General features: G+C 64.6%; 33 protein-coding genes and 2 pseudogenes. 27 read left to right on the top strand and 8 right to left on the bottom strand.

The window, feature by feature from the left end:
- Nucleotides 1-11: 11 nt before the first annotated feature.
- The 4 genes from ACUCV3_RS20005 to hemE all read right to left on the bottom strand — a co-directional run bounded on the left by ACUCV3_RS20005 (nucleotide 12) and on the right by hemE (nucleotide 2,541).
- Nucleotides 12-140 (bottom strand): hypothetical protein, encoded by a 129-nt coding sequence (locus ACUCV3_RS20005; RefSeq protein WP_279728325.1) that lies wholly within the window; start codon nucleotides 138-140, stop codon nucleotides 12-14.
- Between the two features lie 172 nt (nucleotides 141-312).
- Nucleotides 313-921, bottom strand: a complete 609-nt coding sequence (locus tag ACUCV3_RS20000; RefSeq protein ID WP_279728326.1) for a hypothetical protein — start codon at nucleotides 919-921, stop codon at nucleotides 313-315.
- A 118-nt stretch (nucleotides 922-1,039) separates the two neighbouring features.
- Nucleotides 1,040-1,480, bottom strand: a complete 441-nt coding sequence (locus ACUCV3_RS19995) for a CopD family protein (RefSeq protein WP_010335790.1) — start codon at nucleotides 1,478-1,480, stop codon at nucleotides 1,040-1,042.
- A complete protein-coding gene (hemE, locus tag ACUCV3_RS19990; RefSeq protein ID WP_161732564.1) occupies nucleotides 1,480-2,541 on the bottom strand; it encodes a uroporphyrinogen decarboxylase in 1,062 nt (353 codons plus the stop codon). Before hemE ends, ACUCV3_RS19995 begins: the two co-directional genes overlap by 1 nt.
- A 291-nt stretch (nucleotides 2,542-2,832) precedes the next feature.
- On the opposite strand from hemE, the gene ACUCV3_RS19985 reads away from it, so the two are divergent.
- From ACUCV3_RS19985 to ACUCV3_RS19930, 12 genes are all read left to right on the top strand, one after another.
- Nucleotides 2,833-3,660: a pyruvate, water dikinase regulatory protein gene (locus ACUCV3_RS19985; RefSeq protein WP_026108809.1), complete on the top strand. Its 828-nt coding sequence runs from the start codon at nucleotides 2,833-2,835 to the stop codon at nucleotides 3,658-3,660.
- Entirely contained in the window at nucleotides 3,657-4,250 is a 594-nt protein-coding gene (locus ACUCV3_RS19980) for a Maf family protein (RefSeq protein ID WP_279728328.1), read from the top strand. Before ACUCV3_RS19985 ends, ACUCV3_RS19980 begins: the two co-directional genes overlap by 4 nt.
- Nucleotides 4,247-5,071: a shikimate dehydrogenase gene (gene aroE / locus ACUCV3_RS19975; protein WP_279728329.1), complete on the top strand. Its 825-nt coding sequence runs from the start codon at nucleotides 4,247-4,249 to the stop codon at nucleotides 5,069-5,071. The genes ACUCV3_RS19980 and aroE overlap by 4 nt, the downstream gene beginning before the upstream one ends.
- An 11-nt stretch (nucleotides 5,072-5,082) precedes the next feature.
- Nucleotides 5,083-5,676 carry a dephospho-CoA kinase gene (gene coaE, locus ACUCV3_RS19970; protein ID WP_279728330.1) on the top strand — a complete coding sequence of 198 codons (594 nt, stop codon included), beginning with the start codon at nucleotides 5,083-5,085 and terminating at the stop codon, nucleotides 5,674-5,676.
- 32 nt (nucleotides 5,677-5,708) lie between these two features.
- On the top strand, nucleotides 5,709-6,410 hold the full coding sequence (dnaQ, locus tag ACUCV3_RS19965) for a DNA polymerase III subunit epsilon (protein WP_004209199.1): 702 nt from the start codon (nucleotides 5,709-5,711) through the stop codon (nucleotides 6,408-6,410).
- Between the two features lie 71 nt (nucleotides 6,411-6,481).
- Nucleotides 6,482-7,078, top strand: a complete 597-nt coding sequence (gene hpf / locus ACUCV3_RS19960; protein WP_010335785.1) for a ribosome hibernation-promoting factor, HPF/YfiA family — start codon at nucleotides 6,482-6,484, stop codon at nucleotides 7,076-7,078.
- Nucleotides 7,079-7,208: 130 nt separating this feature from the next.
- Nucleotides 7,209-7,676: a PTS sugar transporter subunit IIA gene (locus ACUCV3_RS19955; protein ID WP_010335784.1), complete on the top strand. Its 468-nt coding sequence runs from the start codon at nucleotides 7,209-7,211 to the stop codon at nucleotides 7,674-7,676.
- Nucleotides 7,663-8,133: a PaaI family thioesterase gene (locus ACUCV3_RS19950; protein ID WP_017499440.1), complete on the top strand. Its 471-nt coding sequence runs from the start codon at nucleotides 7,663-7,665 to the stop codon at nucleotides 8,131-8,133. Before ACUCV3_RS19955 ends, ACUCV3_RS19950 begins: the two co-directional genes overlap by 14 nt.
- A complete protein-coding gene (locus ACUCV3_RS19945; protein WP_279728331.1) occupies nucleotides 8,126-8,476 on the top strand; it encodes a DUF1491 family protein in 351 nt (116 codons plus the stop codon). Before ACUCV3_RS19950 ends, ACUCV3_RS19945 begins: the two co-directional genes overlap by 8 nt.
- A 175-nt stretch (nucleotides 8,477-8,651) precedes the next feature.
- Nucleotides 8,652-9,323, top strand: a complete 672-nt coding sequence (locus ACUCV3_RS19940; RefSeq protein ID WP_279728332.1) for a cell wall hydrolase — start codon at nucleotides 8,652-8,654, stop codon at nucleotides 9,321-9,323.
- 103 nt (nucleotides 9,324-9,426) lie between these two features.
- Nucleotides 9,427-9,933 (top strand): MmcB family DNA repair protein, encoded by a 507-nt coding sequence (locus ACUCV3_RS19935; RefSeq protein ID WP_010335781.1) that lies wholly within the window; start codon nucleotides 9,427-9,429, stop codon nucleotides 9,931-9,933.
- A 44-nt stretch (nucleotides 9,934-9,977) separates the two neighbouring features.
- Entirely contained in the window at nucleotides 9,978-10,457 is a 480-nt protein-coding gene (locus tag ACUCV3_RS19930; RefSeq protein WP_048938017.1) for a hypothetical protein, read from the top strand.
- Between the two features lie 46 nt (nucleotides 10,458-10,503).
- On the opposite strand, the gene ACUCV3_RS19925 is transcribed toward ACUCV3_RS19930, so the two are convergent.
- Nucleotides 10,504-11,142 carry an ankyrin repeat domain-containing protein gene (locus tag ACUCV3_RS19925; protein ID WP_037524601.1) on the bottom strand — a complete coding sequence of 213 codons (639 nt, stop codon included), beginning with the start codon at nucleotides 11,140-11,142 and terminating at the stop codon, nucleotides 10,504-10,506.
- A gap of 44 nt (nucleotides 11,143-11,186) precedes the next feature.
- On the opposite strand from ACUCV3_RS19925, the gene ACUCV3_RS19920 reads away from it, so the two are divergent.
- The 4 genes from ACUCV3_RS19920 to ACUCV3_RS19905 are packed head-to-tail and all read left to right on the top strand — an operon-like array spanning nucleotide 11,187 to nucleotide 13,225.
- Nucleotides 11,187-11,840: an SCO family protein gene (locus ACUCV3_RS19920; protein WP_279728333.1), complete on the top strand. Its 654-nt coding sequence runs from the start codon at nucleotides 11,187-11,189 to the stop codon at nucleotides 11,838-11,840.
- Between the two features lie 3 nt (nucleotides 11,841-11,843).
- Nucleotides 11,844-12,269, top strand: a complete 426-nt coding sequence (locus tag ACUCV3_RS19915) for a YcgN family cysteine cluster protein (protein ID WP_161732552.1) — start codon at nucleotides 11,844-11,846, stop codon at nucleotides 12,267-12,269.
- On the top strand, nucleotides 12,250-12,960 hold the full coding sequence (locus ACUCV3_RS19910; protein ID WP_279728334.1) for a M48 family metallopeptidase: 711 nt from the start codon (nucleotides 12,250-12,252) through the stop codon (nucleotides 12,958-12,960). The genes ACUCV3_RS19915 and ACUCV3_RS19910 overlap by 20 nt, the downstream gene beginning before the upstream one ends.
- A gap of 4 nt (nucleotides 12,961-12,964) precedes the next feature.
- Nucleotides 12,965-13,225, top strand: a complete 261-nt coding sequence (locus tag ACUCV3_RS19905) for a hypothetical protein (protein ID WP_004209188.1) — start codon at nucleotides 12,965-12,967, stop codon at nucleotides 13,223-13,225.
- Here ACUCV3_RS19905 and trhO read toward each other — a convergent pair.
- Nucleotides 13,222-14,043 carry an oxygen-dependent tRNA uridine(34) hydroxylase TrhO gene (gene trhO, locus ACUCV3_RS19900; RefSeq protein ID WP_279728335.1) on the bottom strand — a complete coding sequence of 274 codons (822 nt, stop codon included), beginning with the start codon at nucleotides 14,041-14,043 and terminating at the stop codon, nucleotides 13,222-13,224. The genes ACUCV3_RS19905 and trhO overlap by 4 nt on opposite strands.
- Before the next feature lie 65 nt (nucleotides 14,044-14,108).
- Here trhO and pdeM point away from each other — a divergent pair, with 65 nt between their 5' ends.
- Entirely contained in the window at nucleotides 14,109-14,768 is a 660-nt protein-coding gene (pdeM, locus tag ACUCV3_RS19895) for a ligase-associated DNA damage response endonuclease PdeM (RefSeq protein ID WP_279728336.1), read from the top strand.
- Between the two features lie 190 nt (nucleotides 14,769-14,958).
- Entirely contained in the window at nucleotides 14,959-17,754 is a 2,796-nt protein-coding gene (locus tag ACUCV3_RS19890; protein WP_279728359.1) for a TonB-dependent receptor, read from the top strand.
- Here ACUCV3_RS19890 and ACUCV3_RS19885 read toward each other — a convergent pair.
- Nucleotides 17,732-18,466, bottom strand: a complete 735-nt coding sequence (locus ACUCV3_RS19885; protein WP_279728337.1) for a YggS family pyridoxal phosphate-dependent enzyme — start codon at nucleotides 18,464-18,466, stop codon at nucleotides 17,732-17,734. The two genes, ACUCV3_RS19890 and ACUCV3_RS19885, sit on opposite strands and share 23 nt — an antisense overlap.
- Nucleotides 18,467-18,489: 23 nt before the next feature.
- Here ACUCV3_RS19885 and ACUCV3_RS19880 point away from each other — a divergent pair, with 23 nt between their 5' ends.
- The 3 genes from ACUCV3_RS19880 to ACUCV3_RS19870 all read left to right on the top strand — a co-directional run bounded on the left by ACUCV3_RS19880 (nucleotide 18,490) and on the right by ACUCV3_RS19870 (nucleotide 19,869).
- Complete coding sequence (locus ACUCV3_RS19880; protein ID WP_279728338.1) at nucleotides 18,490-19,044, top strand: thiamine phosphate synthase; 555 nt, start codon at nucleotides 18,490-18,492, stop codon at nucleotides 19,042-19,044.
- A gap of 95 nt (nucleotides 19,045-19,139) precedes the next feature.
- Nucleotides 19,140-19,463, top strand: coding sequence for a carboxymuconolactone decarboxylase family protein (locus ACUCV3_RS19875; protein ID WP_048938024.1), 324 nt, complete (start codon nucleotides 19,140-19,142; stop codon nucleotides 19,461-19,463).
- Between the two features lie 7 nt (nucleotides 19,464-19,470).
- Nucleotides 19,471-19,869, top strand: a complete 399-nt coding sequence (locus ACUCV3_RS19870; protein WP_279728339.1) for a putative quinol monooxygenase — start codon at nucleotides 19,471-19,473, stop codon at nucleotides 19,867-19,869.
- 61 nt (nucleotides 19,870-19,930) lie between these two features.
- Here ACUCV3_RS19870 and ACUCV3_RS19865 read toward each other — a convergent pair whose 3' ends face one another.
- Nucleotides 19,931-20,659 carry a hypothetical protein gene (locus ACUCV3_RS19865; protein ID WP_004209179.1) on the bottom strand — a complete coding sequence of 243 codons (729 nt, stop codon included), beginning with the start codon at nucleotides 20,657-20,659 and terminating at the stop codon, nucleotides 19,931-19,933.
- Nucleotides 20,660-20,893: 234 nt separating this feature from the next.
- Between ACUCV3_RS19865 and ACUCV3_RS19860 the strand changes: the two genes are divergently transcribed.
- The 6 genes and pseudogenes from ACUCV3_RS19860 to msrB all read left to right on the top strand — a co-directional run bounded on the left by ACUCV3_RS19860 (nucleotide 20,894) and on the right by msrB (nucleotide 26,217).
- Nucleotides 20,894-21,340 (top strand): DUF3576 domain-containing protein, encoded by a 447-nt coding sequence (locus ACUCV3_RS19860; RefSeq protein ID WP_004209178.1) that lies wholly within the window; start codon nucleotides 20,894-20,896, stop codon nucleotides 21,338-21,340.
- A gap of 103 nt (nucleotides 21,341-21,443) precedes the next feature.
- Nucleotides 21,444-22,667: pseudogene (locus ACUCV3_RS19855) on the top strand (class I tRNA ligase family protein); the annotation flags it as partial.
- A gap of 126 nt (nucleotides 22,668-22,793) precedes the next feature.
- Nucleotides 22,794-24,134: pseudogene (locus tag ACUCV3_RS19850) on the top strand (class I tRNA ligase family protein); the annotation flags it as partial.
- Between the two features lie 64 nt (nucleotides 24,135-24,198).
- Nucleotides 24,199-24,744 (top strand): LPS assembly lipoprotein LptE, encoded by a 546-nt coding sequence (gene lptE / locus ACUCV3_RS19845; RefSeq protein WP_069338945.1) that lies wholly within the window; start codon nucleotides 24,199-24,201, stop codon nucleotides 24,742-24,744.
- Nucleotides 24,741-25,769 (top strand): DNA polymerase III subunit delta, encoded by a 1,029-nt coding sequence (gene holA, locus ACUCV3_RS19840; RefSeq protein WP_279728342.1) that lies wholly within the window; start codon nucleotides 24,741-24,743, stop codon nucleotides 25,767-25,769. The genes lptE and holA overlap by 4 nt, the downstream gene beginning before the upstream one ends.
- Nucleotides 25,770-25,812: 43 nt before the next feature.
- Nucleotides 25,813-26,217: a peptide-methionine (R)-S-oxide reductase MsrB gene (gene msrB / locus ACUCV3_RS19835; RefSeq protein WP_004209174.1), complete on the top strand. Its 405-nt coding sequence runs from the start codon at nucleotides 25,813-25,815 to the stop codon at nucleotides 26,215-26,217.
- The last annotated feature ends 159 nt before the right edge of the window (nucleotides 26,218-26,376 follow it).

Raw genomic sequence — 26,376 nt, 5'->3', positions numbered from 1 at the left:
CCGGCCTGATCTCAGCTCAGACGCTTGAGCAGGATGACGGCAAGGACGAGCAGGCCGACCACCGCCCAGCCCTCCCAGGTGCGGGGACCATAGCCCCAGCCGATACGCTTGGGGCCGAACCAGATGCGCGGGTCATTCATGGGCGCCTTCCGCTTAACTTCGCACATTTCCCGCACATTTTGACATTATGTTGCGCGGGGGCGATCCTATTCGCCTGTCACCCGATCGGCGACACTCCCGCTATAGCATGGTCATGGCGGCGTAGGACAGCAGCCCGAGGGACCGGGGCGAAGGCCCCGATCCCCCTGTCGATCAGAGCGCGCCAGCGGCCGGAGCGGCGGTTCCTTCTGCCGGCGTTGCGGCAGGGGTCGCGGCGATCGGCGCGGGCGTCGCCGCCGCGCTGTCGACCGAGAAGGCGATATCCTCGTCCAGGAAGGCGGGGATGATCGAGCCCGACGGGATGTTGGCGCTGGTGCCGGTGGTGAAGAAACCGGCGACCGGGATCAGCGCGATCGCACCGACGACGCCGGCGGTGCCGGTCACGCCCTTGTCATTGAAGGTGCCGGTCAAGCGCACCTGCCGGCCCCCCAGCCGGACGTAGAGCACGCGGCCCTCGATGAAGCCGGACTTGCCCCACATGCCCTTGTTCCGGACACTGGTGATTTCCGCGATGCCGGGCGTGCCGGCGGGGATCACCACATTATTGCCGACCATCACGGCTTCGGCGGTCTCGATATTGACGCGGTCGCCGACCTTCACCGCCTTCTTCTTGGTGGTGAGTTCGACCAGCGTGCGAACGGGCACCTTGGCACCGGCACGCAGGACATTGCCATCGACGGCAGGCGCGATGGTGACGGCAGGCTGCTGCGCAGCCGCCATCGGCGCGGCCAACGCGGCCGCGCACAAAAACAGACGAATCATGATACCCCCACAGAAAGTCCGCAGGATGCGGACCGGCGGAGGCAAAGCATAGTCCGAAGACTTGCGCCAGAGGCCAAGTAAAGCGCCCGATCTTTTCGGACGCTTTACGCTACGACCGTCAGAAGGGGCGAACGATCACCATGATGACGATCACCGCCGCGGCGATGCCGGGCACTTCGTTCAGCATGCGCAACTGCTTGTCGGCAAGACTGCGCTGACCGCGCGCAAGTTTCTTCGCATAGCTGGCGATCCAGCCATGATAGCCGGACAGCGCCAGGACGAAGAGCAGCTTCAGGTGGAACCAGCCGAAATGCCAGGCGCCGATTTCCACCATCAGCATCAGGCCGAAGACCCAGGTGAGGATCAGCGACGGGTTGAGGATGATCTTGAGCAGCCGCGTCTCACGTTCGATCCAGCGCTGGTCCTCCGCCGAGCCCGGCACGGTTTCCTGATGATAGACGAAGAAGCGCGGCATCATGAACAGCCCCGCCATCAGAAAGATGACGAAGATGACATGGGCGGCCTTCACCCACAGATAAGCGGCGCCGAGATAGGGCATCAGCGTGTCTCCGTTCCGCGCACATAGGCGATCAGCGCCTCGACATGGGCGATCGGCGTGTCGGGCAATATGCCATGGCCCAAGTTGAAGATATGGGGCCGGCCGGCAAAGGCGGCGCGCAAGTTATCCACAGCCTGTTCCACCGCCTGACCGCCGGCAATCAGCGCCAGCGGATCGAGATTGCCCTGCACCGGAAGGCCGGCGGGCAGCGCCTGGTTGGCCCAATGCGGGTCGACCGTTTCATCCACACCCACCGCATCGACGCCGGTGCCGATCGCATAGGCCGGCAGTTTCGCGCCGGCGCCCTTGGGAAAGCCGATCACCGGAATGTCGGGATGAAGCGCCTTCAATTTGCGGACGATCGCGGCATTGGGCTCTATCACCCAGCGTTCGAACTGGAGCGGGGCGAGGCTGCCGGCCCAGCTGTCGAACAATTGCACCGCTTCCACGCCGGCTTCGATCTGGCCGGAGAGATAGATGACGGTGGCATCGACGATCGCGTCGATCAGCGCGGCGAAGCGATCGGGCTGTTGATACGCCATGCGACGCGCGGCGCCCTGGTCCTTGCTGCCCTGTCCCGCGACCATATAGGTGGCGATCGTCCAGGGACTGCCTGCAAAGCCCAGGAAGGTCACGGACGGGTCCAGCGCAGCCTTCACCTGCCGGACCGTTTCATACACAGCCTCATAGCGGCTGAAATCGGGTTTCAGCGCCGGCAGGTCGGTCTCCGCCAGGATCGGGGCGAGACGCGGGCCTTCACCGGCCTCGAACCAGAGATCCTGTCCCATCGCATAGGGGACGATCAATATGTCGGAAAAGAGGATGGCGCCGTCGAAGCCGAAGCGGCGCAGCGGCTGGAGCGTGACCTCTGCCGCAGCGGCGCTGTCATAGACCAGTTCGAGGAAGCCGCCCTTGTCGGCCCGGAGTGCGCGATATTCCGGCAGATAGCGGCCAGCCTGGCGCATGAGCCACATCGGCGGGACGGGCGGCACCGCGCCGCGCAATACGGAAAGGAGCGGCTTGGCGCTGACTGCGCCGGCGTGAGCGTCGGGACCCGTCATGAACTCTCTACTTTATAAAGATATTTAAAAAGGAATGTTGAGGTTGTTGGGCTGTTGGTTCGGGGGTTTATGCGCTGTCCCCGCTTTTGCCAACAGCTTGACTTCTGGAGTCACGCGATTCCGCGGCGAGTCATCTGAATCATCCCCATTACCCACAGGCTGTGGATAAGATTCCGGCCCTGTTGAGAGGCTGTGGATAAGATTCCGCTTTCTGGGGACGAAATGGGGCTGCAAAGTTATCCACAACTCTATCCCTTGCTTTATCCACAGGGGACTCACAGAGATATGCCTGTGTCACGTATCCATCTTCACCTGCTTTCGGACTCCACCGGCGAGACGCTGGAGAATATCGCCAAGGCGGCGATCGGCCTGTTCGAAAATGTCGAGGCGATCCGCCATTTCTGGCCGATGGTCCGATCCGAAGTGCATCTCGACCGGATCATGGAGGAGATTTCCGCCCATCCCGGCCTGGTGCTGTTCACACTTACCAACCATGTGCTGCGGCGGCGGCTGGAAACGCGCTGCCGGGCGCTTGGCCTGCCCCATGTCGCTGCGCTCGACAGCGTGGCCGATGCCCTGTCCAACATATTGGGGCAGGAAACCCGGACCCGGCCGGGCCGCAAGCATATCCTGGACGAAGCCTATTTCGCGCGGATTGAGGCGATCCAGTTCACCATCGCCCATGATGATGGCGTGGGGCATGAGAATTGGGAGGAGGCCGATATCGTCCTGGCGGGGGTGTCGCGCGCGTCGAAGACGCCTACCTCCATCTATCTTGCCAATCGCGGCTACAAGACCGCCAACATCCCGCTGGTGCCGGAATCGCCGCCGCCGCGCAGCCTTTATGGCCTGAAGCATCCGATGGTGGTGGGCCTGACCATCAGTCCCGAGCGGTTGATCCAGATACGGCGCAACCGGCTGCTGTCGCTCAACCAGGCGCCCGAGACCGCCTATGTGGATAGCGACAAGGTGCAGGAGGAACTGGCCTTTGCGCGGCGCATGTTCGCCGACAATGGCTGGCCGGTGATCGACATGACCCGCCGGTCGATCGAGGAAGCGGCCGCCGCCATCATCAACCTGTTCAACGACCGCGAACTGGCGGAAGGAAATGAAGCATGATCGTCCTAGCCTCGCAGAGCGCCAGCCGGCGCGCCATGCTGAGCGCGGCCGGCGTGCCGTTCGAGGCGCTGTCACCGGGTGTGGATGAAGAGGCCGCCAAGGAAGCGCTGCGCGCCGATGGCCATGACGGTCGCGCGCTGGCCGATGCCCTGGCGGAGCTGAAGGCGCTCAAAGTGTCGCGCCGGGTGCCGGGCGCGCTGGTGCTGGGCTGTGACCAGACCCTGACTCTCGACGACGGGACGATGATCGACAAGGCGGTCGACAAGGCGGATGCCGCGCGCATCCTGCGCCTGCTGTCGGGCCGGGTCCATCATCTCCACAGCGCAGCGGTGATCGTGCTCAACAATGAACCGATCTGGCGCCATGTCGAACGGGTGCGGATGACGGTGCGGACCCTGTCCGACGGATTCATCGATTCCTATCTGGAGGACGACTGGGACGAATGCCAATGGTGCGTTGGCTGCTACCGGATCGAGGGGCCGGGCGCGCAACTGTTCGCCAGGGTGGAAGGCAGCCAGTTCGGCATCCAGGGCCTGCCACTGCTGCCGCTGCTTGACTTCCTGCGCATAAGGGGCGTTCTGGCGTCATGACCGACAAGCTCCCTTATGCCGAGGTGATCGGCGATCCGATCGACCACAGCAAATCGCCCCTTATCCACAATTTCTGGCTGCAGGCGCTGGATATCGAGGCGGAGTATAAGAAGACTCATGTGACACCCGAGGGGCTGTCCGCCTATTTCCTGCAGCGTCGGGCCGATCCCGACTGGCTGGGCTGCAATGTCACCATTCCCCACAAGATCGCGGTGATGGACTATACCGATGATCCAGGTGGCGTGCGCGACCGGATCGGCGCGATGAACACCATCGCCAGCGAGACCGCAGGGCCGCTGATCGGCACCAACACCGATGCCGGCGGGTTCCTGCAGCCGCTGCTGCGCGACAAGTGGAAGGGCCGCCATGCGGTGCTGATCGGCGCGGGCGGTGCGGCGCGGGCGATCCTGTTCGCGCTCACCAGCCTGGGCGTGCCGGAGATCACGATCATGGCGCGCGACCCGGCCAAGGGACAGGCGCTGCTCGACCGGGCCGGGGTGAAGGGCAAGGTGATCGGCATGACGGATGCGCTGCCGGCCGCCGACCTGCTGGTCAACAGCACGTCGCTGGGCATGGTCGGCCAGCCGGCGCTGGATCTGGACCTGTCGCCGCTGCCGGCGAGCGCGACCGTCTATGACATCGTCTATGCGCCGCTGGAGACGGGCTTGCTGAAGGCGGCGCGCGACCGGGGCCTCAAGACGCTGGACGGGCTGGAAATGCTGATCGGCCAGGCGGCGCTGGCGTTCGACATCTTCTTTGATGCGGAGGCACCGCGCGAACTGGACGCGGAACTGCGCGCGCTGCTGACGGCGGCGGACTGAACGGCGACGGGGTGAAGATTTACGGCCTCACCGGCTCGATCGGCATGGGCAAGTCGGCGGTCGCGGCGATGTTTCGCCGCGAGGGCGTGCCGGTGTTCGATGCCGATGCCGAGGTGCATCGGCTGCAGGGGCCGGGCGGCCGGCTGATCCCGGCGATCGAGGCGCGCTTTCCCGGCACCACTGGACCACGGGGCGTCGATCGGGCCAAGCTGGGCGCAGCGGTGTTCGGTCATCCCGCCGAATTGAAGGCGCTGGAGGCGATCGTCCATCCCGCCGTGGGCGAGTCGCGTCGGCGATTCCTCAAACGCCATCGGTCGCGCCAATTCGTGATTCTAGACGTGCCCTTGCTGTTCGAGACGGGTGGCTACCGGCGCATGGCGGGGATCATCGTCGTCAGTGCGCCCGCATGGAAACAGCGGCGGCGGGTGCTGGCCCGGCCGGGCATGACGGTGGCAAAATTTCGTAGAATCCTGCACTTGCAGCTGCCCGATGCTGAAAAGCGGCTAAGGGCAGACTATATCATCAACACGGGTACGACATTTGCCGCAACCCGAGCACAGGTCAGGCGTCTGGTCGCTTGCCTTGGCGCCCGGACAGGCAGATAAGTAGAGTCATAGAGAGTCGGTTCAAAAGGGCGATGCGCGAGATCATTTTCGACACCGAAACGACGGGATTTGATCCGGCATCCGGCGATCGGCTGGTCGAAATCGGGTGCATAGAGCTTATCAATCGCGTGCCGACCGGCCGCACCTTCCACGCCTATTATAATCCACAGCGCGACATGCCCTCCGCCGCGGAGGCGGTGCATGGCCTGTCGAGCCAGTTCCTGTCGGACAAGCCGCTGTTCCGCGAGGGTGTGGCTGAACTGATGGATTTTCTGGAGGACAGCCCGTTGGTCGCGCATAATGCGCGCTTCGACTTCGGATTCCTCAATCACGAATTGAAGCTGTGCGCGCGCGACGCCGTGTCGATGGACCGGATGATCGACACGGTCGCGATCGCCCGCACCCTGCATCCCGGCGCCAAGCACAGCCTGGACGCGCTCTGCACCCGTTACGGCATCGACCGCAGCCATCGCGTCAAGCATGGCGCGCTGCTCGACGCCGAACTGCTGGCGCAGCTCTATGTCGAATTGACCGGCGGCCGTCAGATCGGCCTGGGTCTTGCACAGGAGGAAGAGAAAGAGATCGTCAGGGTGGAACTGACGGAAACCGCCGTTGTTCGCCCTGTTCGTCCCGCGCGCGTCTTCACGGCGAGCGCGGAGGAGCTGGAGAGGCATGCCGCTTTCGTCGCGAAGCTGGATAAGCCGCTCTGGCTCGAGGAGGCGCCGCCGGCCTGAACCTGCCGGCGTTTGCCACGTGCCAACCGGGCCGCTGATCCGGCGTCCCGGCAAGAATAAGGAGAAGGCATATGGATATCCGTGTTTCCGGGCATCAGGTCGAGACGGGCGAGGCGCTCAAGCAGCACGTCAGCGACCGGCTGGAAGCGATAGCCGAGAAATATTTCTCCCGCACGATTTCCGCCCAGGTGACCTTCCGACCGGCCCCGCATGGCGCCTTTCATTGTGATATCGTCTGCCATGTGATGACCGGCCTGATCCTGAAGGGCGCCGGCGAGGCGCAGGAGGCGCATCCCGCCTTCGACCAGGCATCGGACCGGATCGAGAAGCAACTGCGCCGCTATATGCGCCGCCTGAAGGACCGCAGCATCCAGGCCGCCGCTGCCGAGGCGCAGCGCGCCAATGGCTATAGCGTCGATGATATCGATGGCGCAGGCTATACCATCTTCGCCGGTGCCGCCGATGAGGAGGCAGAAGCGGCCGATGCGCCCCTGATCGTTGCCGAAACGCGGGTCGATATTCCCGAGGCCAGCGTGTCCGACGCGGTGATGATGCTGGACCTGCGCAACACCAATGCGCTGCTGTTCCTCAATGCCGGCACGTCGGCCTATAATATGGTCTATCGCCGTCAGGACGGCACGATCGGCTGGGTCGAGCCGCGCGGCTGACCCCCTGCCAAGCCGGGCCGCCTGTTGACCTCCGGGTGCAGGCGGCCTATGGGGCCGGGCTTTAGTTTCTCCGAGCAACGCGCATTTTTTTCGACAGGCTGGGCGCGCCTCGGCTGCCCCCGGAAGTAAAATGGTGCATTTCAACGATATTGTCTCGCCGGACGCGCTGGCCACCGAGGTGACTGTGAACGGCAAGAAGATGCTGTTCCAGAAGATCGCGGCTCTGGCGGCGCAATCCTATGGCGTGGATGCCGAAGCGGCCGCCGACGCGCTGCTGGAGCGCGAGCGTCTGGGCTCCACCGGCTTCGGTGGCGGCGTTGCCATTCCCCATGCCAAGCTGCCGGGCCTCGACCGCATGTGCGGCGTGGTCGTGCTGCTCGATCCGCCGGCGCCGTTCGACGCGGTCGATGATGCGCCGGTCGATGTCGTGTTCGCGCTGCTGTCGCCGCAGGACAGCGGTGCCGAGCATTTGAAGACGCTGGCGCGTGTATCCCGCTATCTGCGCGACGAGGCGCAGGTGACGCGCCTGCGCGGTGCCAAGTCGGCCGAGGCGCTGCACGCGCTGCTGGCCGGTGGTGAGGCGCGTGACGCCGCCTGAGGCCGCTGCGCTCGCCAGTGGCGAGGCGGCGCATTTTCGCGCGCTGGAGCATCTCTACAACAGCGCGCCGATCAACGACCTGTTCCTGTCGACCCTGCGCGTGCCGGAGCCCGGCCGATCGGTGATCGATTTCGAGGTCGACGAGCGGCATTTCCATGCCGCCGGCGCGGTGCATGGCACCGTCTATTTCAAGATGCTGGACGATGCGGCCTTCTATGCCGCCAACAGTCTGGTCAGCGATCGTTTCCTGCTGACCACCGCCTTCAACCTGCTGTTCACCCGGCCGATCGGCCCCGGAAAGCTGCGCGCTGAAGGGCGCTGGATCAGCGGCAAGCGTCGCGTCTATGTCGCCGAGGCGAGCATCCTCGATTCGGACGGGGAAGAGGTGGGCCGGGGCACCGGCACCTTCATGCGGTCGCAGATTCCGCTGTCATCGCTGCCGGGATATCATGGCTGAGGATAGTCCGGCCGCGCGGCTGACCAGCGCGATGCTGGTCGGCGCGCTGGTGAAGCGGGTGAATGCCGCCGGTGGCTTTGCCATGATATTGGCCAAGGGCGATGCAATGAGCGGCGTCATCCTGGTCCAGGTGATGGACAAGGGGCGGGAATCCGCAATTTTCGAACGGGTATCGAACTTTCGCAGCGGCCATGCATTGATGCGCTGTGGACCCCCTGCGGAAGAGGGGCCGGAGGCGTTCGCCGCCTATGCCGAACGCCGGCGCAGATCGGACCCCGACCTGTGGCTGGTGGAGCTTGATATCGCGGATGCGGAACGGTTCGCCGCTGAAACGATCTGCTGATCGTTGACTCCTTGCACGCGCGCGGGCAATGGCGGCCGACGCTGAACGCGCAGGTTGCCTGCATTCGTCCATGGGGGGCGGGCCGGTAAACACGCAGACGGGGGGCGGCCGAACGTCACAGAATATCGGTTACAATCGACGTTTCTGGCCAATAACCGCACGATTTTGAGCAATAATGAGTTTTCGTCTGAAGGCCGCGATCATCGCGGCATTTACGCTGTCGGCCGCTGCGGCTGTTACGGCGTCGGACATGTCGAGTGCCAGCGAGGCCTCCCTGTCCACGGTTTCCCTGCCGGAAACCGCCGCGCTGACTAGCGCACCCACGGCCGGCACCAAGCCCGCCGTCGTTTTCGCTGCGCCGCAGGAAGTCGCGCAGTCGCTGGATTCCGGCCCCAAGGCTGGCAACAATTTTTCGACCGATATCGAGCCCAAGGCCGAGACCCTGGCAGCCCTGGTTGATGCGCAAGGCGCTCCCGAGGATGTCGAAGGCGACATGAAGTGCCTGGCCGGTGCGGTCTATTTCGAATCCAAGGGTGAAACGCTGGAAGGCCAGCTGGCCGTTGCCCGCGTCATCATCAACCGTGCCAAGTCGGGCCGCTTCGCCAGCAGCCTGTGCGGCGTCATCTATCAGCCGAGCCAGTTCAGCTTCGTGCGTGGTCACGGCATGCCGCCGATCAACATCGCCAGCGATTCCTGGCGCCAGGCCGTTGCGATCGCGCAGATCGCCCTGGACGACAGCTGGGACAGCCAGGCCGAAGGCGCACTGTTCTTCCACGCTCGCCGCGTGTCGCCGGGCTGGGGCAAGACCAAGCTGGCGTCGATCGACAATCACGTCTTCTATCGCTGATCCGCGTTCACCGCGCGACAGTGACGCCCTTTTGAAGGCCGGTTCGGACCCCATGTCCGAATCGGTCTTTTCTTTTGTTCCCTTCCTGTTCTAGTCTGGTGCCATGACCATCCAAGACGCCGCCCAAGACGCCGATCGCTGTTCACCGCTGACCGACGGAACCGCGCTGGCGGTTGCGCGCGGCACGCTGCGCCTGTTCCATCGCCATGACATGAACGGCATATTGGAAGTGCCGCTGCCCAATGGCCGGCGAGCCGACATCATGGCGATCGACAGTGCCGGGCGCCTGACCATCGTCGAGATCAAGTGCAGCCGGGCGGACCTGCTGGGCGACATGAAATGGCCGGATTATTTCGACTATTGCGACCGCTATTTCTGGGCGGTGCCATCGGGTTTCGACACCAGCCTGTTCGACAGCGAGGCGCTGTGGCCGGCCCGCACCGGCCTGATCGTCGCCGACCAATATGATGCCGAACTGGTGCGTGCCGCGCCGTTCGAGCCGCTGGCCGCCGCCCGGCGCAAGGCAGAGACGCTGCGCTTCGCCCGCCGCGCCGCCCGCCGCCTGTCGGCGCTGGCGGACCCGGATTATGCGGCGGAACTGGGCTGGTAAGGCCTCTGCTTGGCAACCATGCGCGGCCATGTAATGTTTGCGGGATGGGCAAGAATTATGAGCCGGCGTCCGATTTTCTGAAGGACATCATCGCAGAAGAGATTCCGCTGTCGGAGACTGGCTTCGGAGCGATTAACCTGCAGCGCCTGATTGCTTTTACGCAGGATGAAAATGCGACCAACCGGGATTGGGCGACATTGTTGTTGGCCCAAACGGCGTTGGATACGCCCGATGTTCGGACGGCCTTGCTGAGGGCCTTTGATGACGAAGACATCTACGTCAGTGCAGAGGCGCTATTGGGGGTGGCTGAACGAGATCGCCATCTCGCACTGCCTCTAGCGCGGCAAGCGCTTCAAAGAGACTTCGCCCCAATGGCCGTTTTCGAAGCGGTCACAATAATTGCTGATGCGTCTCTTACCGATTTGATGCGGCCATGGGTCGAACCATCGGGGCAAGATTGGCTGGATGATTGTGCGCAGACCGCATTGAACGCCTGCATTGGTAAAGGCGATATCGTGAATTAATCGAACGACCCGGCAGCTTTCGGCGCCGGGTCATAAGTTGGATGTTTCAAAAGACCGGACCCTGGACCGGGCCCTTGGGCGCGGCGGCGTTGGTCTTGGCGGAATCGAGCGCTTCGACCAGGCCGGGGGTGCGGCTGTCGCGCTCGGCATAGTCGCGGGCGGACATGCCGGCGATGGTGTCGCGCTTGTCCGCATTGGCGCCCTGCGCCACCAGCAGGCGGACCAGGCCGATGTCGCGGAGCTGCACCGCGCGGATCAATGCGGTCTCGCCGCTGCCATTGGTCTTGTCGACCTGGGCGCCGCGGGCGAGCAGCAGGCGCACGCCTTCCTCGTACCGGTTCTGCACGGCGAGCAGCAGCGGCGTGGTGCCATTATTGTCGGCCAGGTTCGGATTGGCGCCCTTCGACAGCATGAAGTTGAGCCATGTCGTGTCGCGGCGGCCGATGACGATGTGCAGCGCGGTTTCGCCGGTGGTGACGTCACGGCTGTTGATGACGGTCGAACCCGGCTTCTGCAGCAGCTCGGTCGCCTTGTCCCCATCGGCGTCCTTCACCGCCTTGAGGAAGTTGTAATTGTTGGAAAACTGGGCCTGGGCCGCAACCGGGGCCATCAGTGCCAGGGTGATGGCGGCAGGCCGCGCCAGAAACAGCCAGGTGGAAAGTCCGCTCTTCATCCCAATCTTCATCGTTGCGCGCCCCGTTCGATTTGCAAATCGGCCCATAGCAAGGCATGGCAGGCGACACCATGAACAAAGCGCTGATCTCGCTCGCCCTGCCGCTTCTGGCCTTGCTGACAGCATGCAATATGGGGGCTGGCGGCAACGCATCAAGCGGCGAGAGCGAGCAGGGCAATCTGGTCGGTGCGCGCATTGGCGCGCCCTTCACCCTGACGGACCAGGACGGCAAGACCGTTCATTGGGACGATTATAAGGGCCAGTATCGGATCGTCTATTTCGGCTACACCTATTGCCCGGATGTCTGCCCAGTCGATCTGCAGCGGATCATGCAGGCGTTCAGCGCCTTCGAGAAGGCAGCCCCGGCCCGCGCCGCGAAGGTGCAGCCGATCTTCATCAGCGTCGATCCCAAGCGGGACACGCCGGCGGTGCTGAAAACCTATGTCGCGGCCTTCCACTCGCGCCTCGTCGGCCTGACCGGCACACCGGAACAGATTGCAAAGGTGGCCAAGGACTTCGTCGTCCTCTACAATGCGGAAAAGCCGGAGGGGGCGAGCGACTATCTGGTCAGCCACAGCCGCACGCCCTATCTGTTCGGGCCGGACGGCAAGCCGATCGCGCTGGTGCCGGTGGATGATCCGGGCACGCCGGACGTGGACGAGGGCGCACCCGATATCGTGCGCGCCTTTCTCGAAAAATGGGTCAAGTGACATTTGGACTTCTGGGACAAGCCCCTCGACAAGCTGAACCGCGCCGAATGGGAAGCGCTGTGCGACGGTTGCGGCAAATGCTGCCTGCACAAGGCGGAAGATGAGGACACGGGCCGCATCTATCCGACCAATGTCGCCTGCCGCCTGCTCGACCGGCATAGCGGCCAATGCACCAACTATCCCGACCGGCGGCGGTTCGTGCCCGATTGCGTGCGGCTGACTCCGGCCAAGGTGAAGCAGATCAGCTGGCTGCCGCGCACCTGTGCCTATCGGCTGCGCGAGGCGGGGCTGCCGCTGCCCGACTGGCATTATCTGGTCTGCGGCGATCGCGAGGCGGTGCATCGGGCCAGGGAATCCGTGCGCGGCTGGACCGTGGCGGAGGCCGATGCGGGCGATTGGGAACATCATCTTGTCGACCGAGAACTCTGACCCGGCAATCCTGATCGATGGCGTCGCCATGCCGGTGCGGGTGCGCCGGTCGGCGCGGGCGCGCGCCTACAAGCTGACGATCGACGGGGTGCGCGGCGAATTGCGGCTGTCGCTGCCGGCGCGGGCGAACCTCAAGCGTGCGCTGGGTTGGGCGCAGGGGCATGAGGATTGGGTCCGGGCGCAGATGGCGGTGACGCCGGCGGTGACGCTGCTGGGTGATGGCGCGACCTTCCCGCTGGAGGGGCGCGAGGTGCGCATCTGCTGGATTGCAGGGGCGACCCGCACGATCCGGCTGGAGGGCGACCGGTTGATCCTGGGCGGGGCGGCGGAATCGGTCGGTGCGCGGGTGCTGCGCTGGCTGAGGACACGGGCCAAGGCGGTGCTGGAGGCGGAGACGCTGGCGATGGCGCAGGATCATGGCCTGATCGTCGCCTCGGTCGGCACCGGGGACACGCGCAGCCGCTGGGGCAGCTGCACGTCGACCGGGGCGATCCGCTATAGCTGGCGGCTGATCCTGGCGCCGGCCTGGGTGCGGCGATCGACCGTGGCGCATGAGCTGGCGCATCTGCTGCACATGGACCATAGCCCGGCCTTTCACGCCGCCCATGCCCGCATCTATGGCGAGGATCCGCGCCCGGCGCGCGCCTGGCTGAAGGCCCATGGTGCGGGTCTGCACCGCTATCAGGCCTGAACCGATGGCGCGCCGGAAACGCTATCTGACCGCCACCATGCCCGACGGCTATGTGAAGAAGATCGGGCCGACCGCCGACCCCTTCACCCATTATTGGCGGATCGTCGCCATACTGGAAAATGGCAAGACCGAGGTCTTCTGGGGCCACACCCGTTCGCTGGCCGAGGCGAAGAAGAAGCGCGCCGCCGCGCCCGATGGCGCGCGGATGCGCGGCTGGACATCCTATCAGTTCGAGATGGTCGAACTGGTGGAAAGCGCGGATTAGCCCCGATGCGGCCAGGCGCCGTCGGCGTCGCCGGGGCAGTCATGCTCGGTATCGCGCGGATAGGGCAGGCCACAGGCGCTGCAGGTGGCATAATGGCCCTGTTTCAAGCCATGGCCGACCGCGACCCGCTCGTCGAAGACATAGCAGTCGCCCTGCCAGCGGCTTTGCGCCTGTGGCATTTCCTCCAGATAGCGCAGGATCCCGCCCTTGAGGTGATAGACTTCATCAAAGCCGCGCGCCTTGACCAGCGCGGTCGATTTTTCGCAACGAATGCCGCCGGTGCAGAACATCGCGATCTTGGGGCTGCGGCCTTCGTCGCGCAGCTTGGCGGCGAAATCGTCGAACCAGGCCGGAAATTCGCGGAAGGAGCGGGTGGCCGGGTCGATCGCATTCTCGAACGTGCCGACTGCCACCTCATAGGCGTTGCGCGTGTCGATGATGACGGTGTCGGGATCGGCGATCAGTGCGTTCCAGTCCGCGGGATCGAGATGGACGCCGGCCTGATGGGCGGGGTCCAGGTCGCCCGCGCCCAGCGTCACGATCTCCGCCTTCACCTTGACCTTCATCTTGCCGAAGGGGGCGCTGTCGGCGGTCGCATATTTGACGTCGACATCGGCGCAGCCGGGCAGGGCACGGATATGGGCGACCAGCCGCTCGATCGCGTCGGCCGTGCCCGCGACGGTGCCGTTGATGCCCTCGCGCGCCAGGATCAGCGTGCCGCAGGTGCCAAGATCGGCGCACAGTGCGCGCAGATCGGCGGCGGTTGCCTGCGGGTCGGCGAAGGTGGCGAAACGGTAGAGGGCTGCGACGGTGAACATGGGGAGCCCTATAGGCGCTGGCGCGCATACTTGAAAGCCGAGCGAAGAGGGCGCATAGCCGGGTAATGGTTCCCCTTTCGTTCGCAGGTCATGATTTCCTGGCTTTGCCGGAGGCGGCTTTGTTCTGGCCGGCGCAGGGCGCGCTGCTGGTGGCCGACCTGCATTTCGAGAAGGCGAGCTGGTATGCGCGCTTCGGCCAGTTCCTGCCGCCCCATGACAGCGCGGCGACGCTGGACATGATCGAGGCGCTGGTGGCGCGCACCGGCGCACGGGCGATCTGGTCGCTGGGCGACAGTTTTCATGATGCCGATGGCGCGGCGCGGCTGGACCCGCGGGCGCGGGCGCGATTGCAGGGGCTGACCGAACGGCTCGACTGGCTGTGGATAACCGGCAATCATGACGTCGGCGTGGCGCATATGCCGGGCGGACACCGTGCGGTCGAGGCGGAGGTGGACGGCGTCTGGCTGCGGCATGAGGCCGACCCGGCCGACCCCCGGCCGGAGATATCGGGCCATTTCCACCCCAAGCTGCGCCTGTCGCTGCGCGGCCGGCATGTATCGCGCCGCTGCTTCGTCGGATCGCCGACCAAGCTGATCCTGCCGGCGCTGGGCGCGCTGACGGGCGGGCTGGATGCAGGCCATGGCGAGATACAAAAGGCCGTCGGGCCGGGTGCAATGGCGTTGATACCCGTTTCCGACCGATTGCTGCGCTTTCCGCTGACGTAAGCAAACGCTACGGAAACCGGGCGTTAAATTGTTGCTGCTAGGCAACAGGACCATGCGGCCATCATCACGCAACTGCGGAAAACGCCCGGAATCACGCGATATATTGCGTTATTCCGACTGTGGCAGCATAATCGCGCATAGTCCCGACCCGGCAAAAAGCCAGGCGGGCCAGGAGAGGATGCACATCATGATGCACAAGAGCCTTTGGCTGATGTCCGCCGGTGCCGTCGCGCTGGTGGGCGCCATGCCGCTTGCCCATGCCCAGGATGCCGCGCCGCAGGCGGCAGTGGACACCGAAAGCGTCGACATCATCGTCACCGCGACCCGCCGCGCCAGCCCGCTGTCCGACGTGCCGATCGCGGTATCGGCGGTCGGCCAGCAGGCGATGCAGAATAGCGGTGCCAATGATATTCGCGCGCTCAATCAGCTGGCGCCGTCCCTGCTGGTTTCCTCGACCGGGACCGAGGCCAATGGTTCGGCCCGTATTCGCGGCATCGGCACGGTCGGCGACAATCCTGGCCTGGAAAGCTCGGTCGCGGTGTTCATCGACGGCGTCTATCGTTCGCGCACCGGCGCGGGCCTCAATGATCTGGGCGAGATCGAGCGGGTCGAGGTGTTGCGTGGGCCGCAGGGCACGCTGTTCGGCCGCAACGCGTCGGCCGGTTTGATCAACATCGTCAGCAAGGCGCCGGAATTCACCCTGGGTGGCATGGCCGAGGCGACATATGGCAATTATGATTATTGGCGCCTGGCCGGGCGCATCACCGGCCCGATCGCCAAGGGGATCGCGCTGAGCCTGGACGGTGTCTGGTCCAAGCGCGACGGTTTCTATGATCTGGTCGATACCAGCGGCAACAAGGTTGGCGATACCAATGACCGCGACCGTTATTTCCTGCGTGGTCAGGCGCTGATCGAACCCAATGATGCCCTGTCGATCCGGCTGATCGGCGATTATACCAATCGCGACGAAAGCTGCTGCGGCGCGGCCTATGTCGAGACGCGCGAACGGCGGCCGGCGACCGGCGGTGGCTATAGCACGGCACCGTTCAACCGCATCGGCGCGATCCTGGCCGGGCAGGGCAGCGTCTTCCCCGCCGATCCCTATGATCGCGAGCTGACCATCACCGAAGGGCGCGACTATGTCAGCAAGCTCAAAGACTGGGGCGTGTCGGGCGAGATCAACTATGATCTGGGCGGCGCGAAACTGACCAGCATCACCGCCTATCGCGACTATAAATCCCGCGACTATGGCGATTATGACTATTCGGGCGCCGATCTTCTCTATCGCGATCCCAACACCTATCGCCAGTTCAAGACTTTCACCCAGGAATTGCGGGCGCAGGGTTCGGCCTTCAACGAAGCGCTCGACTGGCTGGTGGGCGGCTATTACGCCAATGAGAAGCTGACGCTGGAAGATAATATCCGCTTCGGCGCCGACTATGGCCGCTTTGCCGCCTGCCGCCTGATGGCGGGTGCGGGCGTCAACAGCAACTTCACCGCAGCGCAACTGGCAGCCTGCGGCAGCGGACTTGCCACTTCCGCTCTGATCGGCGGCACGCAGGCAAATCTCAATGCGGGGCTTACTGCCGCGCTGATCAATGCCGGGTTGCCGGCCGGCGTCGCGGCGGCGCAGGCGGGGGCGATCTCCACCGGCCTTGGCAATGGCCTGCGCGCGCTGGCGGCGATCCCGGAAGGCACCGGCGACGTTGCCTCCATCTATCGCCAGAAGAGCGAGAATTGGGCGCTCTTCACCCATAATATCATTCATATCACCAAGCGGCTCGATCTGACCCTGGGCCTGCGCTACACCCATGAATCGAAGAAATTCTCTTCGGACTTCAATAACAACAACGCGACCTGCGCGGCGTTGCAGGCCTCTTCGCTGCCGACGCTGGCGACCAATGCGGCGCTGGGCAGTGCGGCGGCGCTGGCGGGCGGCATCCTGACGCTCGGTTGCCTTGGCAATGGCTCGACCACGCTCAATGCGCTCGACCTCAACGACAAGATCAGCGACGGCGAGTTCAGCGGCACGGCAGTGCTGTCGTGGAAGCCGATCGACGAGATGCTGGTCTATGGCAGCTATTCCAAGGGCTATAAGGCGGGTGGCTTCAACCTCGACCGCTTCCAGCTGGGATCGACCGGCCTGAACACGGTGCCGGCGGTCTATGCGCCGCGCACCAATGCCGATGTGACGAGCCTGCGCTTCGCTGCGGAGAAGGTCGATGCCTTTGAAATCGGTTTCAAATATACCCAGCCGAAATGGAGCGCGAACATCGCGGCCTTCCGTCAGGAGTTCAAGAATTTCCAGCTGAACACCTTCAACGGCACCAGCTTCGTCGTGCAGAATATCAATGGCTGTGACAGCGCCCTGTCGGCGGCGCGGACCTGCGATTCCGGCGATGTCGGGCCGGGCCTGATCAGCCAGGGCGTGGAACTGGAACTGACCGCTTCACCGGTGCGCCATTTCCGCCTGACCGGTGGCCTGACCTATGCACGGGCGAAATTCGCCAAGCGGCTGGTCGGCAGCGGCGATGGCAGCGTGCCGCTCGATCCGGCGCTGTTCCTGTTGCCCGGATCGATCAACAGCAATGCGCCGCAACTGGTGACGACCGCGAGCATGGCCTGGACACCCGATATCGGGTCGAACGGCCTGTCCGCGCTCTTCTACATCGATGGCCGCATGATGAGCGACTATAATACCGGGTCCGACCTGTTCCCGGAAAAGGCGCAGGACGGCTTTGCGGTATTCAATGCGCGCGTCGGCCTGCGCGGCAAGGACCAGCGCTGGGCGGTCGAATTCTGGGGCCAGAATATCTTCAACCAGGATTATACCCAGGTCGCCTTCAGCAGCCCGCTCCAGTCGAGCAGCCCGGCGACATCGACCACCGGCCAGTTCGCGCAGGGCGCGCCGATGGCGAACCAGCTCATCTCCGCCTATCTGGCCGAACCCCGCACCTATGGCATTACCTTGCGGGGGCGTTTCTGATCATCCCCAGGCCGCTCCGGGGGACGGGGCGGCTGACGGGTGCGCGTTCGCCGAACAGGGCGGTGCCGACGCGAATGTCGGTGGCGCCCAGCATCAGGGCGGTTTCGAAATCGCCCGACATGCCCATCGACAGGCGCGGGAGGCCCTCTTCCCGCGCCATTTTCGCGAGCAGGGCGAAATAGGGCGCCGGTTCGACATCGGCCGGAGGCACGCACATCAGGCCGAGCAAGGGGATGTCGGCGTCGCGCGCGGCGGCAATCAGCGCCGGCACATCGGCGATCGGGCAGCCGCCCTTCTGTTCCTCGGCACCGATATTCACCTGGATGAAGCAGGGCAGGCGATTGCCCGCGGCGTCCATCGCCTTGGCGAGCGCGGTCAGCAGCGAGAGGCGATCGAGCGAATGGATGACGTCGAACAGGGCGACAGCATCGGCGGCCTTGTTCGATTGCAGCTGGCCGACCAGATGCAGGGTCAGATCCGAGAATTGTTCGCGCAGGGCCGGCCATTTGTCCTGGCTTTCCTGGACGCGGTTTTCGCCGAAGACGCGCTGGCCGGCGTGGATCAGCGGAAGGATCGCTTCGGCCGGCTGGGTCTTGGACACGGCGATCAGGTTGATGTCGTCGGCGCTGCGCTGGGTCAGGCGGGCGGCGCGGTCGATCTGGTCGCGCAGGGTGGCGAGGCGGGCCGCAGCTTCGGGGATGTCGGTGGTCATGGCGGCTGCTATAGGCGATGGCTATGCACGCCCGCCACCGCAAAAAGCTGCCCGGCCTCTGGCTGATGACCGATGAGCGGGTGGAGGATGCGTCGTTGCTGGCGGCGGCGGCGCGCTTGCCGCGTGGGCGCGCGGGAATCGTCTTTCGCCATTATCGCACCGAAGCGGTGAAACGGCGCGCGCTGTTCGAGGCATTGCGGGCGATTGCGCGGCGGCAGCGGCTCGTTCTGATGCTGGCGGGGGACGCGCGGACGGCCGCCGTCTGGCGCGCGGATGGCTGGCATGGGTGGGATGGGGCGAAAAATTTCCACAGACTTATCCACAGCCAGGCGGCGCATGACCGGCGGGAGCTTCAGGCGGCGGCGCGCGCGGACATGGTCTTCCTGTCGCCGCTGTTCCCGACCCGGTCGCATCCCGGTGCCGGGGCGCTGGGGCGGATCGGCTTTGCGGCGCTTGCGCGGCAGGCGAAGGCGCCGGTGATCGCGCTGGGCGGGGTCAGGGCAAAGCACCGGCATATGCTGCGCGGAATCGGCGCGGCGGGCTGGGCGGCGATCGACGGACTGACCGACCATATATGAATCCGGGTCATGGGGCCTAGCGCGGATGCGGGCCTAATAGCCTGTGGATAAGTCGGCTAGGCTGGGGGACGCCATCCATCCGGCGGAGAGCCGACATGACCGAACCCACCGACGCGCGCCGATCCTTTGGCGATCTGGCGCCTCATCTGGCGGAAATGACCGACAAGACTTTGTTCGGCGAAGTCTGGGCCGATCCGGCACTGTCGCCGCGCGACCGCAGCCTCATCACCATCACCAGCCTCATCTCGCTCTATCGCGGCAATGAGCTGCCCTTTCACCTGCAGCGGGCACTGGACAATGGGCTGACGCGCGCGGAGATCATCGCGACCATCACCCATCTGGCCTTCTATGCCGGCTGGCCGCCGGCGATGACCGCACTGGGCATCGCCCGCAAGCTGTTCGACGATGTGCAGGACTAAGGCGGCGATGGGCGCATTGACGCTGGCCGCCTTCATGCTGGGTGTCGGAGCCGGGCGGCAGGCCAAGGCGCAGGCCGCGCCGGACAAGCCGATCGTGCGGATCGCCGAGCTGGAGATCGATCCGGCCCGGATCGAGCAGTATAAGACCTATCTGCGCGAGGAGATTGCCGCATCGGTGGCGCAAGAGCCGGGCGTGCTGTCACTGTCGGCGGTGGCGATCGCCGGAAAGCCGGCGAGCATCCGCCTGCTGGAAGTCTATGCCAGTGACGCGGCCTATCAGGCGCATCTCAAGACACTGCATTTCCTGAAATATAAGCAGGGCACCGCCGACATGGTGCAGTCATTGCGCCTGATCGAGACGGAGCCGGTCATGCTCTGCGCCAAGGGTGGCGGCAGCTATTGCTGACGCGTTGGAGTGATCGGCATCAGGCGATGCCGATCATGCGTATCCTAGCCCATTCAGGCGATCAGAATTTGAAGATGGTGCCCAGATAGACGGCCTGGTTGTCCTGGCGCTCGTCGGTCATCGGGGTCAGGCGGCCGGCAACGCTGTTGTTGTAGCGGATGCCCGCTGTCACGTTGAGGTTGCGGGTCAGCGAGTAGGAGCTGGCCAGATCCAGCGAATAATCCTTGTCCGCACTCGGGTTGCGGACGGTCGCCGTCGGCTCGCGACGGCTTTCCAGCAGCACCTTGGTGCTGAAGCGATCCTTCTTGCCATCATCCAGCGAGAAATTCTTCGCATCGACCATGGTTTCGACCGGAACCGGGTCCAGCGCCTTGCGGCCGGTATTTTCCGGCAGGGCGAACTTGCGCCAGCCATGCTCGCCATTCAGGCTGAAGCTGACGGGCGCGATGTTGACCGGGACCACTGAGCGGTTGGCGGCAACGCGATCGACGTCGCTGGCGCGGACCATGACGGTGATCGAGCGCTGGCCGCTGAGCGAACCGCTGGTCGGCGTGAAACGGAAATTCTGGCGACCGGCCGAGGCGGCGATCTTCGCATAGGCCGCAGCCAGGCGCGAATCCTTGGTCGTGGGGGTGAAGGAGGAAATGCTGCCCAGCGCGCCAAGCGACACAGGCGCTTCCTCACGCATGCGGACGAGATCGGTTGCGGCGCCAAAAGCGGGCGACAGCATGAAGCCAGCGACGGCGATTGCCGAGCCTGCCAATGCCAAATGTCCCCGTTTCACGCGCATGATTCGAATCTCTTCCCCACCGGTTATTTTTCAAGACGCATTAGACACCAAAAAGCGCCATTGACCAGAGGCGCTATCCGCTTTTTGTCTGAGCTGTTGCACAGAGCACACAGACTCCGAGGACGGGTTGCGACGATCCGTGGCGTGTCGGACCCGCGCGCCCCCTTGCCCAATGGCGCGCGTCGACTATAGAAGCGGGGCGTTTTTCGTCTTTTTCAAGCTAGGACATGCCTGATGGTCCGTCGCCTTCCCGTTACCCTTTCCTCCGGTCTTCTGCTGGCTGCGCTCCTGCCGCTTGCCGCATGCGGGGGCGGCGCGAAGGAACGGCCCAAGGCCGATCTGGCCGCGTCGAAGGTCACCACCATCGGCGTCAACGCCTATCTGTGGCGCGCCAGCCTGGACACGCTGTCCTTCATGCCGATGGTGCAGACCGATTCCAACGGCGGCGTCATCGTCACCGACTGGTATACCAATCCCAATACGCCGAGTGAGCGGATGAAGGTCACCGTGTCGATCCTGGATCAGGATCTGCGCGCCGACGCGCTGCGCGTGGCCGCCAGCCGCCAGGTCAACCAGAATGGCCAGTGGGTCGATGCCCCGGTGCAGGCCGCGACGGTGCAGAAGCTGGAAGAGATCATCCTGACCAAGGCGCGCGACCTGCGCCGCATGGCGATCGGCTGAACCACCCCTTTCGGGCGCGACTGATACGGTAACGCCCTGTTTTCAAACCATCGGGGCTGGGCTTTTACGGAGCCCAGCCCGCTTGCATTTGTAAGGACATGACATGCAAAGGCGCTTCAACCCGCTGGAGGCCGACGCCCGCTGGCAGGCCGTCTGGGACGAGAAGCAGAGCTTCAAGGCGGATGATGCCTCGACGAAGCCGCGCAGCTACGTGCTGGAGATGTTCCCCTATCCGTCGGGGCGCATCCATATCGGTCATGTCCGCAACTACTCGATGGGCGACGTACTGGCGCGCTTCCGCCGGATGACCGGCCATGAAGTGCTGCATCCGATGGGCTGGGACGCGTTCGGCATGCCGGCCGAAAATGCGGCGATGGAAAAGAAGGTGCATCCCGGCGACTGGACCCGCTCCAATATCGCGAACATGCGTGCGCAGCTGAAAAAGCTGGGCTTCGCGATCGACTGGAGCCGCGAGCTCGCCACCTGCGAGCCGGACTATTATGGCCATGAGCAGGCGCTGTTTCTGGACATGCTGGAATCCGGTCTGGTCTATCGCAAGGAAAGCCAGGTCAACTGGGATCCGGTCGACATGACCGTGCTGGCGAACGAGCAGGTGATTGACGGGCGCGGCTGGCGTTCCGGTGCGCTGGTCGAGAAGCGCAAGCTCAATCAGTGGTTCCTCAAGATCACCCAGTTCGCCGACGATCTGCTGGAGGGCCTCAAGACGCTCGACCAGTGGCCCGACAAGGTGCGGCTGATGCAGGAAAACTGGATCGGCAAGTCGGTTGGCCTGCAGTTCAGCTTCAAGCCGGTCGCACCGTTCGACAGCGAGATCGAGGTTTATTCGACCCGCCCCGACACGATTTTCGGCGCCAGCTTCGTTGCGATCGCCGCCGACCATCCGGTCGCGCAGGCGGTTGCGGCCAGCAACCCCGACGCGATTGCCTTCATCGAGAAGTGCAAGGAAGGCGGCACCACCGCCGCCGAGCTGGAAACGGCGGAGAAGCTGGGCTTCGACACCGGCCTGACGGTCGCGCATCCGTTCGATCCCGATTGGCACCTGCCCGTCTTCATCGCCAATTTCGTGCTGATGGACTATGGCACCGGCGCGGTCATGGGCGTGCCCGCACATGACCAGCGCGACCTCGACTTCGCGCGCAAATATATGCTGCCGGTCAAAGCTGCTCTCCAACCGATTACGGCGCGTTCGCCAAATGCGGAAGAGGCTAAGCAACTTGGCGATGCCTTTAACGAAAACCCTTGGGTCATCCGAGGTGGCGATGACGAGTATGAATTTTTCCGGATCGATAATAAGGCCTTTGATGGCACTATTGCCGAGCCGAAATTCAGCACGCTAACATCAGAAAACCTGATAAAAATTCGAAAAAAGTTGGCCGAGCAATATAATGGCCAACAATGGCTGTATAAGGAATTTCTTGGTCAAGATCAGCTTCTTACTGTAAACGAAGCTAAGAATAATGTGATGGACCTTGCCGAATCCCAAGTATGGGGTAAGCGCAAGACCGTGTTCCGCCTGCGCGACTGGGGCGTGTCGCGCCAGCGTTACTGGGGCACCCCGATCCCGGTCATCCATTGCGATGACTGCGGCGTGGTGGGCGTGCCCAAGGACCAGCTGCCGGTGAAGCTGCCCGAGGATGTGACCTTCGACATTCCCGGCAACCCGCTGGATCGTCACCCGAGCTGGAAGCATGTCGATTGCCCGTCCTGTGGCAAGGCGGCGCGGCGCGAGACCGACACGCTCGACACCTTCGCGGATTCGAGCTGGTATTTCATCCGCTTTGCCAGCCAGCCCGACGACAAGCCGTTCGATCGTGCGACCGTCGAGCAGTGGCTGCCGGTCGGCCAATATATTGGCGGCGTGGAACATGCGATCCTGCATCTCCTCTACGCCCGTTTCTGGACCCGCGCGCTGCAGCATATGGGCCAGCTCGGCTTTGCCGAGCCCTTCACCGGCCTGTTCACGCAGGGCATGGTGACGCACGAGACCTACAAGGCCGGCGATGGCAGCTGGCTGTCGCCGCAGGAAATCAAGAAGTCCGGCGACGACTATATCCATATCGAGAGCGGGTCGCCGGTCACGGTCGGCCGCGTCGAGAAGATGTCCAAGTCGAAGAAGAATGTTGTCGATCCCGACGACATCATCGAGCAGTACGGCGCCGACGCCGTGCGCTGGTTCATGCTGTCGGACAGCCCGCCCGAGCGCGACCTGCCCTGGACCGAGGCCGGCATCGAAGGCAGCTGGCGCTTCGTCAACCGCGTCTGGCGCCTGTTCGGCGAAGCCGATGCGGCGGCGGAAGGCCAGGACAAGGCGCTCGACCGCAAGCTGCACCAGACGATCGACGGCGTTGCCAAGGATATCGAGGCGTTGGGCTTCAACAAGGCCGTCGCCAAGATCTATGAGCTGGTCAACGCGATCGAGAAGGCCAAGCCGTCGGCCAGCCGCACCGCGGCGATCCGCGCGCTGGCGCTGCTGGTCGCGCCGATGACCCCGCATCTGGCCGAAGAGGGCTGGGCCGAGATGGCGCAGCCGGGCCTGATCGCCGAAGCCGCCTGGCCGGCGGTCGATCCGGCACTGCTGGTCGAGGATGAAGTGACCATCGCCTGCCAGGTGATGGGCAAGCTGCGCGACACCATCACCGTGCCCAAGGGCACGCCGAAGGACGAGCTGGAAAAGCTGGCGCTGGCCGCGCCGAACGTCGTTCGCACGCTGGATGGCGCCACCCCCAAGAAGGTGATCGTGGTGCCCGATCGTCTGGTCAATCTGGTCATCTGACCTGTGCCCGTCACCCCGACCTTTGGTTCGACAAGGGCGGGGTGACGGGATAAGGATCATGCCCATGAAGCGCATCCTTCCCCTCGTCGCCCTGACTCTCCTTACCGCCTGCGGGCTGCGCCCGGTCTATGGCGGCGGCAGCCATGGCGCGGTGGCGCAGGGGCTGGGTCATGTCGAAGTGCAGGATATTGCGGGCAAGGGCGGCTGGCTGATGCGCAACGCGCTCAACGACCGGCTTGGCGCGATCAGCAATGGTTCCGGCCCCAGCTACAAGCTGGTGGTGAAGCTGGACGACCAGATCAGCGGTTTCGGTTTGCGGTCCGACGCGGCCATCACCCGTGAGCGGCGCACGCTGCGGGCGCGCTATCAGCTGATCGACGAAGCGACCGGTGCGCAGGTGCTGGACGACAGCGCCGGGTCGGACGCCGGCATCAACGCGACGTCGAGCGAATATGCGACGATCGCGGCGGAAGACACGGCGCTGGAGCGGCTGTCGGAGATCGTGGCCGACCAGATCGTCACCCGCCTGGCGCTGTATGCGACGCGCAAGGAAGGCGCCCAGGCGGCGTCCTCGTCGGCCCCATCGCCGGCGGCGTCGACCGGCCAGTGAAAGCCAATCGCGGCCAGATAGAAAAGGCGCTCGACGCGCCGCCGTCGGATATCCGCTTCTTCCTGCTCTATGGTCCTGACGAGGCGGGCAGCACGGCGCTCGCCAGGCGGCTGGAGCGGGCGATGGGGCCGGGGGCGGAGCGGGTCGACCTGGACGTGGCCACGCTGCGCGAGGATCCGGCGCGGCTGGCGGACGAAGCGGCATCCTTCTCGATGTTCGGCGATAAGCGCTGGGTGCGGATCAACGGCATGGGCGACGAATCGCTGCCGGCGGTGACGGCGTTGCTGGAGGCGGAGGCGGCGGGCAATCCGGTGATCGCGATTGCCGGCGCGCTCAAGGCGACGTCGAAGCTGGTCAAGCTGGCGCTCGACCATAAGGGCTGCATGGCCTTCATCTCCTATCAGCCCGATGCCCGCGAGGCAGAGCAGATCGCGATGGCGACCGCGCGCGAGAATGGCCTGCGCCTGCCGCAGGAACTGGCGCGCCGCATCGTCGACCTGGCCAATGGCGACCGGGCGCTGATGGGAATCGAGATCGAGAAGCTGGTCCTCTATCTCGACGCCGCGCCGGAACAGCCGCGCGAGGCGACGGTGGAGGCGCTGGATGCGCTGTCGGCCGACAATCCTGATTCCGATGCCGCGCCGCTGGTCAATGCGGTGCTGGGCGGTGACCTCCGGGCGATGCACAAGGAACTCAACAATCTGGCGGAGATCGGCGCGGCCATGGCGTCGGTGATCCGGCCGCTGCTGACCCGTGCCATGTTGATCGCCAATATCCGCGCGGACTTCGACAGCAGCGGGCGGCTGGAGGCGGCGGTGGAATCGGCCGGCAAGGCGGTCTTCTGGAAGGAGAAGGGGCTGGTCACCCGCCAGGTGCGGCTGTGGGACGCGACCGGCATCGCCCGCGTCATCCAGCGTCTGGCCCAGGCCGAACGGTCCAGCCGTGGCGGCAAGGGGCTGGGCGATCTGCTGGTGCGGCACGAGCTGCTGGCGATCGCCCGACAGGCGGCGCGCGAGCGGGCCTGATCGCGGACTTGATAAGGGCTGCGGCGGACGCCATATTGCGGCCATGGAAAAGCTGGACCTGAGCGAAGCCGAATGGCGTGCGCGCCTTTCCCCCGAACAATATCATGTGCTGCGCGAAGCGGGCACCGAACGGGCCTTCACCGGCAAATATAACAGCAACAAGGCGGATGGCGTCTATTATTGCGCCGGTTGCGGCGCGGAACTGTTCGATGCCGAGGAAAAATATGACAGCGGGTCGGGCTGGCCCAGCTTCACCGCGCCGGTCGATATCGACGCGGTCGAGGAAATTCGCGACGCCAGCCATGGCATGATCCGCACCGAGGTGCGCTGCGCCACCTGCGAGGGGCATCTGGGCCATGTCTTCCCTGACGGCCCCGGCGTCAACGGCCTGCGTTACTGCATGAACAGCGCGTCGCTGGATTTCAAGTCGCGCGACGACGCGGAATAAGAACGACAGAGGGACGGACCGCTGCGGGGCGGGGGCAGCATGTCCTGCCCGTCCCGGCTTGTTCGGGCCTCCACCGATAATATTCATCGCGGGTAAAGCCGCATCATCCTTACAGACCGGGGAGTTTTCCGGACGAGCGCCCTGATTTGCGCTGGTCCG

It is taken from the genome of Sphingobium sp. VMM (assembly GCF_056790315.1).
The sequence above is the reverse complement of the archived record's forward strand: the minus strand, read 5'-3'. Positions and strand labels throughout refer to the sequence as shown.